Origin of the sequence: Paenibacillus forsythiae T98, from assembly GCF_000520735.1 — a bacterium.
Taxonomy (GTDB): Bacteria; Bacillota; Bacilli; order Paenibacillales; family Paenibacillaceae; genus Paenibacillus_AQ; species Paenibacillus_AQ forsythiae.
Genome location: NZ_ASSC01000402.1, coordinates 1 through 14868, shown reverse-complemented (window position 1 = coordinate 14868; position 14868 = coordinate 1). Strand labels below are relative to the sequence as shown.

Here is a 14868-nt window from a genome sequence, read left to right as displayed (position 1 = left end):
CTGCGGCGATCCCTGCCCGCAGGGCGCACCCGGCGCGGGGTCGAGCGCCACGAAGCGGTAGCCCATGGCGCTGCCGGCCAGCGCCATCATGCGCCCGAGCTGGCCGCCGCCGAGCACGCCGACGGTCGCTCCCGGGCGCAGCGTCCGCGTCAGCGCCTTACGCTCCGGCATATCCGGGCCTCCGCCGATTCCGCCGCTCATAGCTCGTCGCTGCCTTCCAGCACTTCGTCGCGAATCGCGTCCCGGCGGCTTTGCGCCCGGCGCCGCGTCTCGGGATCGAACGCGCCGATGATCTGGGCGGCCAGCAGCCCGGCGTTCACCGCACCGGCCTTGCCGATCGCTACCGCCCCGACCGGAATGCCTCCCGGCATCTGCACGATCGAGAGCAGCGAATCAAGCCCGTTCAGCGCCTTCGACTGCACCGGCACGCCGATAACGGGCAGAATCGTCTTCGCCGCTACCATTCCCGGCAGATGCGCCGCGCCCCCGGCTCCGGCGATAATGACGCGAAGGCCCCGCTCCTCGGCTTCCTCCGCATAACGGAACATGAGATCCGGCGTGCGGTGTGCGGATACGACCTTTTTCTCATAAGGGATCTCAAGCTCCTCCAGCACCTCGCACGCATGCTTCATTGTTTCCCAGTCCGATTTGCTGCCCATAATAACAGCTACCTGCACCGACATGATTCAACCTGCCTTCCGTTCATTGAAATGATCATTCAGCTCCAGTTCCTATCTTGACCCATTTCGCTATAGTTTTCCATAATTCGCACAAAAAAAGCCCGATTCCCAATCATTTTCTCAGGAAATTCGGACTACTGACGGAAATAAAAGACTTCCTCCGGACACTCCCCTCGGGGCGAGACAGGAAAAAGGACAGCATCGATTCCCGCGAACAGGCCGCAAGCGATGTCGCCTTATGTCTTTTAATTCCCCGTAGTCCGGAAATTTACGGTTTCCAGGTAGAAACTTCCGGACCCTATTTCCGGATTTATACGAGCTGTTGATGCCTTCAGTTTAACAACCCCCTACACTGTATGTCAACTTAAACACGAACAATATCATACCCTCGGGTTAAAATGTTCGTTTTTTGACAATCGTCTCCATCCTTGCGCGAATCCCGCTTTGCCAAAGTCTGTCCAAATCCACACAACACCGTCATTTGGCGCTTGTTCAGACTCATGATAAGTATCAGGTTAGCTGATGTATCGCATCGATATTTAAATTATTTATTACATTATTGTGTCGGTTACAACTTAATCACTTTTGCGGTTCGGGTTTGCTGATATAATTCATACCTAAATATACCTAAATATATTTATATATCTTTAGTATTAATTTAAGCTGGCGACAGGAGAGAAGCAAATGCGAATATTGGTGAGTATTGACGATACGGATAATTTTACGACTAAAGGAATCAAAGGAACAGGGGATTTGGCCAAAAATATATCCCGGGCCATCAAGTCGAATGGCTGGGGGGCATCCCGGAGAATTACCCGGCATCAGCTCCTGCTCCATGAAGACATACCTTACACCTCGCACAACAGCTCCATGTGTTTTGAAGCGGATATTGATCCACAGTTCCTTCAAAATGTAATTGACTTCAGCTCCCGGCACCTGGAAACGGAGAGTGAGCCGGAAGCCGATCCCGGCCTCTGCATTGTAATCCCGGAGCGGCTGGCGGACCCTGAGCGGTTAATCAGCTTCGGCTATCGCGCCAAGCGGGAGGTGCTGGACAAGGATGGGGCATACGCGCTGGCAGCAGAGCTTGGCATTCACTTGTCGGAACACGGCGGCACCGGACAAGGCATAATCGGGGCGATGGCCGGCGCGGGCTTGCGCCTTGGAGGCAACGACGGATCGTTCAAGGACAAGCATAAGGTCGGAGAACCCGGAGCGATTTTTTCGGCGGCGGAGCTTTGCGCGCTCGCACAAGTAGACGAGATCAAGAGTCTTGACGGCGCAGTTCTGGGCGGGGACGAAACGGTGGCCCTGGGAAACATGGTGAAATCCATACTGTCCGGAGGCAAAACGGTCATTCCTGTGCAGCTGTCGGAAAGCGCGGGACAAGCGCCCGTCTGGAAGACCTGCTCCAAAGAGCAAATCCACCTGCTTCAGAGGACAGGCCAATGACCGGAAGCGAGCGTGATCCCTATCTATCCGTAAAGCTTCAGGCTGCGGAGCAAGCGTCGGGCTGCCGCTCCTTCCGCCCCGATGTGGAAGAGGAGTGTGTAACTGACGAGCCCTTATCCTGCCTGAACTGTTATTTTCGGCGCTGGACAAGCGACTCTTACCGTTGTATGGCGGGCAAGCCCGCAACCACCGATTAGCTCACGGAAAGGATGAAAGACCCCATGTACGATATCGTCATCATAGGCGCCGGAATTGTAGGGACCGCGGTTGCCAGAGAACTGTCCAAATATCAGCTGCGCATCGCCGTGCTTGAGAGAAATAATGAGATTGCTGGCGGAGCGACGAAGGCCAACAGCGGCATCATCTATAATGGGCACACCGCCCGCGCGGAGAAGCTGAAGGGCCGGCTGACCCTCCGGGGCAGGCAAATGTTCGAAGAACTCTGCCGGGAGCTTGATGTCGCGTTCAAGCCGGTCGACATGCTGATTGCCGGTTTCGATGAGGAGGACGACGCTGCAATCGAGGAGCTTCGGAGAAGAGCCGAGACCAACGGCATTGCCGGCATCCGCGTCCTCAGCAGGGAGGAAGCCCTGCGGCGCGAGCCCTTCCTGAATGATGGGGTTAGGTCGGCTCTGCTTAATCCGGGCTGCGGCATCGTTGATCCGTGGGAGGTCTGCTTCGCACTGGCGGAGAACGCCGCCGCGAACGGGGTGGAATTCAGGCTGAATACGGGGGTGACCGGACTTGCGCCGCTGCAAGGCGGAATAGAGGTTGAAACTGCCGGCGGCACGCTGCAAGCGAGGGCCGTCATTAACTGCGCCGGGATCAACACGGACCTGATTAACCGCATGGCAGGCTCGGAGTCTTTTTCCATCCTGCCCAAGCGCGGACAATACGCTGTGCTGGACCGGAGCGCCAGGTTTCAGATCAGCCACATTGTAGCCCACTGCAAGTCCGAGAAAGAAAAAAGCGTCTTCCTCATCCCCACCCTGCACGGCAATGTGATGATCGGGCCAAGCATGGAGGGAACCGAGGACCGCACAAGCAAGAAAACGACGGCCGGTCAAATGCAAAAGCTGATGAAATCGGCCCATAAAATCTCCAGCCGCATTCCGGAGCATCAGGTCATCCGCTCTTTCGCGGGACTAAAGGCCAAATGCAGCGCGGGCGATTTCCTGATCCGGGAATCGGAAGTAATGAGCGGGTTAATCCACGCCGCCGGAATCAACAATCCCGGCCTGACCTGCTCCCCGGCAATCGCCGCCCACATCGCGGACATGGTTGCATCAATGTTCAGCAGAATGGGGCTTGCCCTGGAGCGCAACCCTGTCTTTAATCCGCAGCGCGAACGCCTCGTTTCTTTCAAGGACATACCGGACGGAGAGAGAAACGAGTGGATTCGGCGGCATCCCGGCTACGGGCGCATCGTGTGCAGGTGCGAGCAGGTCACCGAGGGGGAAATCCGTGAATCCATCAGCCGCGAGCCCGGGGCTTGCTCCGTTAATGGCGTTAAGCACAGGACAAGAGCCGGGATGGGGAGATGTCAGGGAGGCTTCTGCGGACCGAAGGTTACGAGCCTGTTGTCCGAGGAGCTGGACCGGCGCATGGAACAGGTATTATTCGAAAATAACGGGTCGGAGCTTTTGTCTGATTCAATGCCTTGACAGGCGGACAGGAGGCAATGCATGGAACGGTTTGAGCTTGCGGTCATCGGCGGCGGACCTGCGGGATTGGCCGCCGCGCTGGAAGCGAGACAGAATGGAATAGAGCGGATTATTCTGTTTGAACGGGAACGGGAATTGGGCGGAATTCTGCAGCAATGTGTGCACAGCGGATTCGGCCTGCATCTCTTCAAAGAGGAGCTTACCGGACCCGAGTACGCCGAACGCTTCATTGAATCCGTTCGGCAGTCGGATATTGTGTGCAAGACGGATACAACGGTGCTTGAAATATCGGGGGACCGAACCGTCAAGGCGGTCAATGCCGCCGACGGGTTTATGGAAATTGGGGCGGACGCGCTTATTCTGGCTACCGGCTGCCGGGAGCGGACGAGGGAAGCGATCGGCATTCCGGGCGACCGCCCCGCCGGAATTTTCACAGCCGGGAGCGCCCAGCGCTTTATGAATCTCGAAGGCTACCGCATCGGCAAGCGCGCGGTCATCCTGGGATCGGGCGATGTCGGGCTTATTATGGCCCGCCGGCTGACGCTTGAAGGAAGCGAGGTTGCCGCTGTTGTCGAAGCCATGCCCGCTCCTTCCGGTCTTAACCGGAACGTGATTCAGTGCCTGGACGACTTCGGCATCCCCCTCCTGCTCAGCCATACCGTCATTTCCACTATCGGGAAGGAGCGGCTGGAGGGTGTTCGTATTGCGCAGGTGGACAGCCGGATGCAGCCGATCGCAGGGACGGAATCGCTGATCCCGTGCGACGCGCTGCTCGTCTCCGTCGGCCTTATACCGGAGAATGAGCTGGCTCTTCAAGCCGGAATTTCCACTCATGAAGACAGCCACGGACTGGCTGTTGACGAGCGGATGCAGACAGACGCCGAGGGGATCTTTGCTTGCGGGAACGCGGTGTCCATCCATAGTCTGGCCGATTATGTGACCGTTCAGGGAAGATTGGCCGGCCGCTCCGCCGCCAGCTTCATCCTTGACCGGCGCGGCCGGACAGAGCTTGAACCGATGTATCAGGATGGGAGGCATACCGCGAAATGATGAACCAGAGAACTCTTTCCTGCATTGTCTGCCCCAAGGAATGCGCCCTGGAGGTCAGCATGCTGGATAAGGTGGTAACCTACATATCCGGTTACTCCTGCGAGCGGGGGAGGCAGTATGCGCACGATGAAATCCTCTGCCCCTCCCGCATTATAACAACTACCGTTTCTATCGAGGGTGGTGTCTGCAAGCGGCTGCCCGTCCGCTCCAGCAGTCCATTTCCGAAGGAGCGGATTAACGAATGGATGCGGGAAGTGAAGGAGCTCCGGGTCAAGGCTCCCGTCCAGGTCGGAGAAGTGCTGATTGCCGGTATTCTGGGAACCGGCACGGATGTCATCAGTTCCAAAAGCGTTGCGCAGGATCAATAACAATCAGTTGCTCATGACATATCCGGTGCAGGGTGTTAGCTATCTGTTGGCATGATGTTCATCATGCGGGATATTAACATCGGGCCATAATTTTGCTATAATACTTGGCAGAATAATATTTCTTGAGCCTCCCCATAAGCAGTGCGAATGCTTACGGGGATATTTTTTATTTACTTACTCCCGAAACTTATGGGATGGTAACCTCTACCTCAGTGGAATACCCGCCCTCATAACCGTTGGCGATTGGAGTAATCCGGAAGTAATGCGTGCCGGAAGAGTAGCTGCCTGCGCCGTAGCTTGTACCGGTAATGGCCGAGGAGTTCACCTTCGTGAATCCGAAGTATTTGTTGGTGCTGTGGTACACGTTGTACCCGGTAGCGGCAGCGCCTACCGTAATGCTGTCCACAACAAGATTGCTCGTAGCCGTCCAGGACAGATTCACGCTGCTGCCCGTAACCGATGCCGATGGCGCAGAAGTTATTTTTGTCGGGTTGGCGCCAGACATGGTTGTAAAGGTAACATCAGCCAGATCCATTTTTTCACCGTTCCCAAAATCGACTTCCGGAATTTCAAGTTTATACTCCGTTGCGGAATGCAAGTTTTTCTGATTAGTCGCCCCAGGTCCGGCTACACTGAGCGGGATGTAGAAGAAATCATGATTGACAGAGTCCACCGGTTGAAATACACCGTCTGTGTTGGTCGGACTGGTAGGGTTATCATAAGTAACTTCAGTGTAGGTTGATCCCGTTTTTTCATATAGCTTCAATCCGCTAAGCACTTGGCTCGCGTTAACAGCAGGTTTACTGAGGGAGATATACAAGCCGCCATCTCTTGCAATGTTGCCCGTGTTCTGGGAGTCACTGAATACCGAAATGTTATTATTGCCAGTGCCATAATTACCGTAAGAGTCAGGACGAACGAAAGAGACTACCGGATTCTTCTTCTGCAGCGCGTCTCCCAGTGTCAGGCCGTTGTTCGCGCGGACTGTGGAGCTTGCTTCAATGGTGTATGCTTCTTGCTCGTCAAAAGCGCCGCTGGCGGTAGTGAGAATATAGCTTGTTCCCGGAGCATAGCCGGAGACACTCAGGTTGTAGGGGGTAGAGTAAGACGAAATTCCCGTAATGCTGATTGGTGTCCCGCCGGTGCCGATTCCTTCATAGATTTTGAACATATCCTTGGATAACGACGAGCTTCCTTTATCCAGATAGACGACGACTTCATGATCATTAAGAACCTTAATACCTCTGAACAAGAAGTTCGCATTACCTTGGGAATTGAGCGCGAAAGCCGATTGTGAAAAAATCGTAACTGTCCCAATAGCCGCAAGCATAAGCGTTGCCACTTTGCGCTTCATTTTCTTTTTATCGACGGTTAACATCATAGATTGTTCCTCCTGTTATCGTTTGGACTGGATGATTTCGCCTCTCCTGCACCGGATATGGCATGAGGAACTGATTTGCACACTATCTTCAGTTTTCAAGGAGCATTCAGCATAACCAGTATGTATTGGGGGCAATTGATTAAGCTTATATAGCTATTATACGCTTAATATTAAGCAATTTCAATATGCAGAGCTTAATTTAAAGCTGATTAATGATAATTAGCGATGTTTAAATATATTTAATTATATGAACAAGGTTCATTGCCGGGAGTGATTTAATGGAAACTATAGGACAAAGACTTAAATACTTGAGGGAAACGCTTAAATTGTCTCAACAGCATGTCGCGGACAAGACCGGGATTTCAAGAGGAAATATCAGCAATTACGAGAAAGACAGAGTCTCGCCTGCCGCCGATACGCTTATAGCCTTTTGCTCCTTTTTCGCGGTGTCTGCCGACTGGCTGCTGACCGGTCAAGAGCATATCCCTAAAGATGAGGGAAAGCCTGAAGCTTCTCCGGCTCCGGAAGCTGATGTTATCCATCTGGGGGAAGAATTCAAGAAAGCTGTATACATGAAGAATTCAGAGGAAGAGGAACGGCTTATCCTGATGTACAGGGATTTCTCCAGAGAAGATAAAGAGTTTATTATGAATATGGTGCATTTCAAACACGAGCAATTAATGAAGGTTGAAAAAAAGAACCTGCCATCATCGAGCTGAACGTCTGGCGAAGGAGCAAAAATCAGGTTCTTGACAAGGAGCGGACATGACTTTTTAATCTCGGATCGCATAAGTACGAAGAACCCTGCCGGCTACATTCTGTAGTGGCAGGGTTCTTGTTCATGAAACAAGGTATCTTGCTGTCAAGTCATCCGTTTCGGATTAAACCTCCAGCACTGTTATTCTTACAACTCAAGCTTGTCCATCAGCGATTTCAGCATGACTGCGCCTTCGGCGCGGCTGGCATTGTCCACAGGACCGAAGCTGCCGTTCGGGCGTCCTTTAATGATCCCCAGGGTATAGACGCTCTTGACCGCATCGCTCGCCCATGCATCAATACGCTCGTTATCGGTAAATGCCGTATTGCTTAATGCGCCCGCCTTTCCTCCGGCATAGGTGTACGCCCGGTTAATCATTACAGCCATTTCCTGCCGGGAAATCTTGTCTGCGGGCCGGAAATGTCCGTCCAAGCCTTTAATAATTCCGGCATCGGCCGCCTTCTTCACATCGGCTGCGTACCATGCGCCGGCGGCAACATCCTGAAAAGCGCTGCCTGCGGCGATACCCGAATCCTTCAGGTTCAACACCCGGGACAACAGGGACGCGAACTCCGCACGGGTAATGCTGCTCTGCGGGGCAAAGGAGCTTTCATTTAGCCCCTTGACAATGTGGCGGGCCACCATCACTTCGATCTCCTTCTTGGCCCAGTGGGATCTGATATCCGCGAAGGTCTTCTCGGATTCCGCCACCATGAAGGTGGAGAAATGGCTGGTTCCAAAGCTTAGCTTCCCGGCCTTGATTCTGCCTCCGACATACTCCCACTGCCCGGACTCTTCATTCAGGTAATACACGCCCAATTTCTCCTGGTCGGCGGTTCCTTCCGGAACGGGCAGCGTCACCCGGATTTCCTGGTTGAACTGATGCACCGGAACCCCGTCAGACGAAGCGTTGAACGAGTAGACCGCCTTTCGTTTGGCTGCCGCTGGAGCATCGGCCACAATCTCTCCGGAATTCTTCGAGCTGCTAAAATTCATTTTCTTCCCCTGCTCTAACACCTCCGCAGGAATCGCTAACGACAGCTCGCCGTCCCGGATAACCACCAGCTTGTTCATTTGCTTGATCAAGTTCACGACATCTGCGGGAAGACTTACCGTCTTGTCCTTTCCGGCTTCTTGAGAAACATCAATCACAAGCGAAGCTTGTCCGCTGTCCTTGAGTATATCCGTTGCTTTCTTCACGTCTACGTTCAGGATGACTGCGTTGTTCTCATGGGTGATATTTCCCAGATCGGAGGCCAGCACAACCTTTTCGGGAACGTCCTGTTTCGACGCTCCGGAGTTACTGCCCGATGGATCTGCAGCATCCGGGCTCGCCGCTATTCGCTCTCCCGTCTTGAACGCAAGCGTCACATCCTGCCCGAGCTTGCTGCCGTTGTTGGAACACAAATCCTTGCTGATCACAATCCGGTATTCCGTCCCCGGCTCAAAACCGCCCTGTGGAGAGAGCCGGATAATCCGCTTGCTGTCAGTCTCATGCAAGACAGTCCGGGAATGATTGGCATAATATTCCAAGTCTACAATTGGGCTGTTCCCAAGGCTGTCAATCAACTCCACATTCGCCGCTACCGGAGTATTTCCCTTATACAGCTTGATGGAATCTTCGTTATTGTCAATCTTCCCGATAACAAAGTCAGGATAGTTCTTATTGTAGAAAAAGTTCACGTTACCATTGAATACAAGAGAGATTTGAGGGGTATCCACCGGGATAAGGTCCGCAGCCCCATTCTCCTCCCCCTTGATTGTGCTCCCGATAAATTCCAGCGCCTGGGTGGTTACCGGAACCGAAAATGTCTGTTCGGCTGATGCCTGGGCCGTGTTCACTGCCACCTTATACTTGCCATCAGGAAGCTCGCTTCCTGATGGCAAGGTGAAGATGGCCTTGTAATATCCTTGGCTATCCGTTTTGGTTCCCGAGTAGAAGATAACACTGCTCTCCTTCCCCTCCGGATAGACCTGGATGAACACGTCAGTATTGGACATCGGGAACCCTTCATCCGCCACCTTCCCCGAGATAACCATGACATTTCCGGGATTATATGCTGTAGCCCCTCCGTTGGTTACAATCTCCACAGCCGGATCGGCCCATACCGGTTGAACCAGAAGGAAGCAGGTCATCCATAAGGCAAGGATAGCGCTAGTTATTTTCTTCATCGGCGCCCTCCCCTTCCTTGTGCATGGCTTCAAGCACCAAATGCTTCGTTTCCGCAAGCACTCTCGGCTTGTTCCGGTAGCGCGAGCTTTCACGCATCATCACATCGATGTACACGTCTCCCTCGATATTTTCAGGCACTTTAACAATAAAGGAGAAGTTCGGAAGATATCTATCAGGTCCTGGCAAGGAGGCGGTATTTATACTCTTGGTCGCAATGACTGCCCCGCCGTGCTCCAGGCGTGCTCCTTTTCCGCCCCGGGCAACAAGGAACACGGTCGCATCATGAAGATTGGTGTCGCTCATGTTCTTGGCTTTAACTGTAACCAGGTATTCTTTGCCCGGCTCCAGCTTGTCGGTTACAGGAGCATTAAGCACATCGCTTCGCGAGAAGCTGATTTCGTCGGTAATGACAGCCGGTTTCGTATAGAAAGTCGTACTTGCTTCATTGCCCATTACGTTGCCGTCCGCATCCGTCAGCTTGCCCGGTACAGTCAGCCTGTAATATGCGCCGCCGTCAAGCGGTTTGGACGGCTTCAGCACAAGCCCCGTTCCATCGCTGCTGAATGTATAACCAGCAGGGATACGCTTCGCTGTACCCGAGGGGTTGGAAGCTGTCCCGATCTGCTCCAGAATAACATCCGCTCCGTTCGAAAGGCTGCCCGGCTTGACAGGCGTGGCAAAGCTGATTTTCAGTTCAGCATTCGTCCCCACTTCGTAGGAAATATCTTTTCCCGTGGCAGGCGTCAAGAAGGTAACCAGCGGAGAAGTCGTGAAGCTCCAGCTGCGACTGACCGGCAGATGACGGCCCTCGTTGTCTGCTACGGCACTGGACACTGTAAGAGTATATACCGTTCCATATTCCAGCTTGCTCTTTGGCGTAATCGTAACCTTACGCGCTGCCGGATCGTAGGCAATTCCAGCCGGAACGGATGTTCCCGATTTCGTCAGCTGCACCGTATCTCCGGTAACGGTAGCCGGATTGATATCCTCGGAGAAGCTGAACGAAAGACTGCCGTCAATTGCTGCTCTCTTCGCATACGGAGCCGGCCGCTGATCCTGAATAGTGAACGCGGTGTCTTTCGCCTGCGCCCACAGGACGGGATGATCCATGTCCGGGGCGCCGCTGATGACAATGCCTTTGCTGCTGGCCGACGTATCATTATCCGCCTGCAGCGCTTCAACCGCCGCCTTCGCTGTCGCCTCGTCTATAACCCGTGTTCCATTTACTGCCGCATATACCGTTTCGGGACCTTTTATCTGCTGACTTTTCCAATCCCAATAACGGTACTGTTCACCGGTCCATATCTGGACTCCGGTATCTGAATCCGAGATGGTATTGCCGCGCATTTCTTCAATCTGTCCCCGCTCCCGCACGAACACGCCCGCAGAGGTGAACCCGTCATGGATTTTCTTATAGAGCGAAGAGTAGCCGTCAAGCTCGTTGGTGCTGTTCCAGCCGGTGGAGAACTCTCCACGGTAGCCCTTGATCTCGCTATCGCGAATCACGGTCTTGCCGGCCGTAGTCAGCACGGCATAGCCGGGCTTACCTTCTCCGTCAAACGTGCTGTTTTCAATCGTCAGCGTTCCGTCCGGGTAGGTGCCATCAAAATACGCTACATAGACTCCCGCGATCAAGGATGGACCGAAGGTGCTGTTACGAATCGTAGGGCTATTAAACTGCGGCGCGGTCACACCGTACAACACCTTCTCCATACCGGTTAATGTAACATTTTCCATCAGGAAGCCCGAAGGCATTGTAACCCCAATCAGGGAATAAATCTTCTTTCCATCGGCATCAATCACAGCGTTTCGAATGGCGCTGCCAGTTCCCGCGCTAAACATCCTTCCGATATAATCATCCGGATATTGATCACTGTTTTCTTGGAAATAGGGACCTGCTTTTACCGTCTTGCCTTTGAAATCAATATCCACATCCGGATAAATTTCCGGCTCCAGACGAATGGTAGAATTCAGAATAATCGTCTTGACTTCCGGCCGGTCAATCGCGGCAAGCAGTTGTTCAACAAGATGTGTGTCGTTTCCAGGCAGTGGGTTTAAACCCGATCCAATCACTGTCTCCTCGGTCCATTTGACCGTTACAGGAATGGTCACCGTTGCCTGCGCCTCTCTGCTCATGCTTATGGTTCCTGTTAAATGGACAAGGGCTTCCGAGGTATCCAGAGGCTTGAAAGCATGCGCAACTGTCGGACCCGCCACCTGAAGAATATTCGGATGGTCGCTTTCCCATGTGATTTTCGCAAGAGATAACAATTGATTATAACTGCCATCACTGCTGTTAACCAGCGTCAAGCCCAAGTCCTGTGTGACCGAATGCTGAGAGTCTCCGGGTCCATAGCTGAACGAGAACTTGCCGCTTTCAAACCCCTCTTTCACATAATTAATAATCTCCTCATCCGTCATTGCAGCGGCGAAAGCCTCATGTGATAAAGCGTTGCTCGGATCGACATTATTGTAGACATCATATCCTCTTGTCTTATATTCATAGATCTTGCCTGGCTCCACATTGTAATCGTAATAGTCCAGATCTTCCCTCGTTAACCCTTTATAGGATGTCCGATCCCCAACCTTAGCATATAACTGACCATCTCTGTAAAGGTTCCATTCAGAAATACCCGTTCCATCCTCACCTGGACTTACGTGCAGCTTAATAGCCATTCTTCCATCCGGACCCTTCACATAGCCTTCGGGGTACACAAAGGCCTGCCCGGGAGGGAGGTGATCATATAGCACACTATACATATGGTATTTGCCGGTCTCGGTAAAGTCGTCCGTGGAGAAGGTAAATATCCGGCTGTCCACTTGGGAGCGGTCCGTATCGTTCTGATAGGTCCATGCCTCCGACTGCCCGTTCTCGCCAATTCCGTAAGGGAATAACTGGTTTCTCCCGTCATATACTCCGCTCTTTGTCAGCATGTTGTCCGGAATGACATTCGAGATCGGAACGGTCATCGTTACTTTTTTGGTGCCGCGCTCGCCGGGGCCTTTGAGAAGAACGCCATACACCGGCCCGATCCCTTCGATCTGCGGAAATACCGGATCATCATTATAAGGCTTCACCTTTGGTCTGGCATCCTCAACAGTGATCGTATTCGCTCCAGGATTCAGCTTCTCCGCCTTCACCTTCAATCCCGATTCAAAAACATAGGTCTTCCCTTCCTCAATCGGCGTCTCCAGCTGCAAAGCCAGCAGAACCGTTGCAGAGGAAACTTCACCTGACGGAACATAGGCGGCGTCATCCGCCTTGACGCGGACTTTGATCTGGCTTGCGCCAGAAGTGAGGCTTAGCGTTGAAGCATCAATATAGGCGTAGGTCACTCCGTTTACCGTCTGCGGCGCGGTTAGGCCGTACCATGAAGCGAAGCTGCTGCCATCTTCTGACAGGCTGTATTCCAGATTCGCCGCCCCTTCGGGAAGACCCTTCAGAATTAACTGCGTTCCGGAAAGAACCGCGCCGCTGAGAGCTGGAGCACCGGGCGTCGGCGGAGTCGTTGTCACCGTTTGGACGACGCTCTCTCCCTCAGGGTTGTTCAGTTCAGGATTGGCCTTGACACGCACCTGCACTTTACTTAATTCCGGAGTTACCGGAGCATACACCGAGTTGGCTACGGAGATGCTGTCCGATTCATCCACCACCTGCAGCGCTGCCGTTGTGCCCGTTACCGCCAGATCGGACCATGCTCCGTAGCTTGTCCCGTCCTTGGCATACGCGTACTCCAGATTGCCCGCGTTATTCGGCAGTCCTCTGAGCGTCAGTTCATTTCCCAGCAGTGTCGCCGCAGTAAATGTTGGCGCAGCCGGCGTTACCGGACCCACGGTTGTAAACCCGATTTCAACATCGGCGCCGAGCGACATCGTTTTGTTATTGGCCATTATTCCTTCGAGAAAGGTCAACACATACTCGCTTCCGGCTGCAAGGTTATTGAACGTCAGACCCAGTGGCTGACCCACTAAACCGTCCTCAACCGTAATATCCGCCGCAACACGGCTCCCGTTCACCATTCGTTCCAGCTTCACCTTTGATCTGTTATCTATTAAGTCCCCTTTCGGCGTGGTGCCGTATCCTAATACTTTGTTTGAGAAATCGGCGATAAAACGGCCGCTTAACGGAATGCTCAGATTGTCCTTGGGATCAGACGATTTTACCAAATATGCGTTTGAACCAGCCAGCTTGACGCCCGTAAAATTCAGTCCTGCCGCAAACACTACTCCAGATGGAGCCAAACTCACAAATACAAGCACCATTGCCATAAACAACTTAAAGATCGAACTTCTCTGCTTCCCCCAGCTTTGTTGCATGAAATTGCCCCCTATCAACTTAATTATGTACCCCAATACCTGACCCAGTGTACTTTTTCCACCACATTCCTCCCCTGTGTAATCCTTAATCGCCGGGATCTTGCTGATCCCTGGCAAACCCAGCCTTGTCACAAAATCGCCACCATACATATTCATGCTTGAAGATAATTAAATAAAAATGTTATAAATAATAACACTATTTTCGAATATATTATGTATGGTTTATTATATTTTGATTATACCAAGATATAATTAGTTATAAATGTGTCATTCCTTAGAATGTTTTGTCGAAGTAAAGTAAAGTTATGCTACAGACAGAGTTACCTAATATAACAATCTCGTACTCAAGCTGCTATAATCAGCCTGTATTTACCTTGTTAAGAAATTTCAGCGCATCAAAAAAGGAACGCCGAAGCGTTCCTCATCATTAAAAGCTTTTATTTTACGACCAGCACCGGAATCTTCGCGCTCTGCACCACATTATGACTGACACTGCCGAGCACGAACTCGCGAATGCCGCCGAGCCCCCGACTGCCGATTACAATAACCTCCGCGGCGTTATCCTTGGCGTATTTCAGGATCGTCTCCGCAGGCGAACCTTGCAGCAGCTCGATTTTAGCGTTAATCCCTTCCGTTTCAAGCCGTTTCTTCACTTCTTCCGTTGTCTGCACCGCCAAATCGTAATAGTCCTTGTTGACCGAAGCCGGCAGAGGCGCGAGAGCTTCCCCGATAAAAAACCGCGGAAATTCAAATGCGTGTACGACATGCAGGGCGGCCCCCGGCGTTACCTTGGCCAATTCGATCGCCCGATCCAACGCTTTGTTGGCGGCTTTCGAACCGTCATAGGCGAGCAAGATTGTAGAGAATAACATGTTCGTCACCTCTTTTTTGTTTTGTCCTGCCGATGGAGTGCTATTGCAAAAAATAACCGTAAATCAGGACGTTCAGGAGCAGCAGCAGCGGAATGCCGATTACAAAGGATAAATGCCGCGTCTTGTGGCGTCTGCGGTACATGGCCGTAAGCAC

The 14868-nt window shown here is 52.6% G+C and carries 12 protein-coding genes, 1 pseudogene and 1 riboswitch; of the genes and pseudogenes, 6 read left to right on the top strand and 7 right to left on the bottom strand.

Features of this window, described 5'->3' with window-relative positions; genetic code table 11:
• Together L692_RS28690 and purE are read right to left on the bottom strand one after the other, a co-directional pair.
• A pseudogene (locus L692_RS28690) lies at positions 1-171 on the bottom strand (5-(carboxyamino)imidazole ribonucleotide synthase); the annotation flags it as partial.
• A 26-nt stretch (positions 172-197) separates the two neighbouring features.
• Complete coding sequence (gene purE, locus L692_RS0112820; protein WP_025700429.1) at positions 198-683, bottom strand: 5-(carboxyamino)imidazole ribonucleotide mutase; 486 nt, start codon at positions 681-683, stop codon at positions 198-200.
• A gap of 233 nt (positions 684-916) precedes the next feature.
• Positions 917-1018: riboswitch (purine riboswitch) on the bottom strand.
• Positions 1019-1364: 346 nt separating this feature from the next.
• Here purE and L692_RS0112815 point away from each other — a divergent pair.
• From L692_RS0112815 to L692_RS0112800, 5 genes are read left to right on the top strand one after another with little or no spacing between them, the layout of a single operon-like run.
• Complete coding sequence (locus L692_RS0112815) at positions 1365-2132, top strand: hypothetical protein (protein WP_025700427.1); 768 nt, start codon at positions 1365-1367, stop codon at positions 2130-2132.
• Positions 2129-2329: a hypothetical protein gene (locus tag L692_RS31815; protein ID WP_156940427.1), complete on the top strand. Its 201-nt coding sequence runs from the start codon at positions 2129-2131 to the stop codon at positions 2327-2329. The genes L692_RS0112815 and L692_RS31815 overlap by 4 nt, the downstream gene beginning before the upstream one ends.
• Before the next feature lie 24 nt (positions 2330-2353).
• Positions 2354-3796: an NAD(P)/FAD-dependent oxidoreductase gene (locus L692_RS0112810; protein WP_025700425.1), complete on the top strand. Its 1443-nt coding sequence runs from the start codon at positions 2354-2356 to the stop codon at positions 3794-3796.
• A 21-nt stretch (positions 3797-3817) separates the two neighbouring features.
• Positions 3818-4846 (top strand): NAD(P)/FAD-dependent oxidoreductase, encoded by a 1029-nt coding sequence (locus L692_RS0112805; protein ID WP_025700424.1) that lies wholly within the window; start codon positions 3818-3820, stop codon positions 4844-4846.
• Positions 4843-5214 (top strand): DUF1667 domain-containing protein, encoded by a 372-nt coding sequence (locus L692_RS0112800; protein ID WP_084463179.1) that lies wholly within the window; start codon positions 4843-4845, stop codon positions 5212-5214. The genes L692_RS0112805 and L692_RS0112800 overlap by 4 nt, the downstream gene beginning before the upstream one ends.
• Positions 5215-5401: 187 nt before the next feature.
• On the opposite strand, the gene L692_RS0112795 is transcribed toward L692_RS0112800, so the two are convergent.
• Positions 5402-6595: a fibronectin type III domain-containing protein gene (locus L692_RS0112795; protein ID WP_025700419.1), complete on the bottom strand. Its 1194-nt coding sequence runs from the start codon at positions 6593-6595 to the stop codon at positions 5402-5404.
• A gap of 278 nt (positions 6596-6873) precedes the next feature.
• Here L692_RS0112795 and L692_RS30655 point away from each other — a divergent pair, with 278 nt between their 5' ends.
• Entirely contained in the window at positions 6874-7314 is a 441-nt protein-coding gene (locus L692_RS30655; protein ID WP_025700418.1) for a helix-turn-helix domain-containing protein, read from the top strand.
• A 185-nt stretch (positions 7315-7499) separates the two neighbouring features.
• On the opposite strand, the gene L692_RS0112785 is transcribed toward L692_RS30655, so the two are convergent.
• The 4 genes from L692_RS0112785 to L692_RS32710 all read right to left on the bottom strand — a co-directional run.
• Positions 7500-9524: an S-layer homology domain-containing protein gene (locus L692_RS0112785; RefSeq protein WP_025700416.1), complete on the bottom strand. Its 2025-nt coding sequence runs from the start codon at positions 9522-9524 to the stop codon at positions 7500-7502.
• Positions 9508-13842, bottom strand: coding sequence for an Ig-like domain-containing domain (locus L692_RS0112780; RefSeq protein WP_025700414.1), 4335 nt, complete (start codon positions 13840-13842; stop codon positions 9508-9510). Before L692_RS0112780 ends, L692_RS0112785 begins: the two co-directional genes overlap by 17 nt.
• A 437-nt stretch (positions 13843-14279) precedes the next feature.
• Positions 14280-14714 (bottom strand): universal stress protein, encoded by a 435-nt coding sequence (locus L692_RS0112775; RefSeq protein ID WP_025700412.1) that lies wholly within the window; start codon positions 14712-14714, stop codon positions 14280-14282.
• 40 nt (positions 14715-14754) lie between these two features.
• The coding region (locus L692_RS32710) for a hypothetical protein (RefSeq protein WP_036723497.1) at positions 14755-14868 on the bottom strand (114 nt) is incomplete at its 5' end.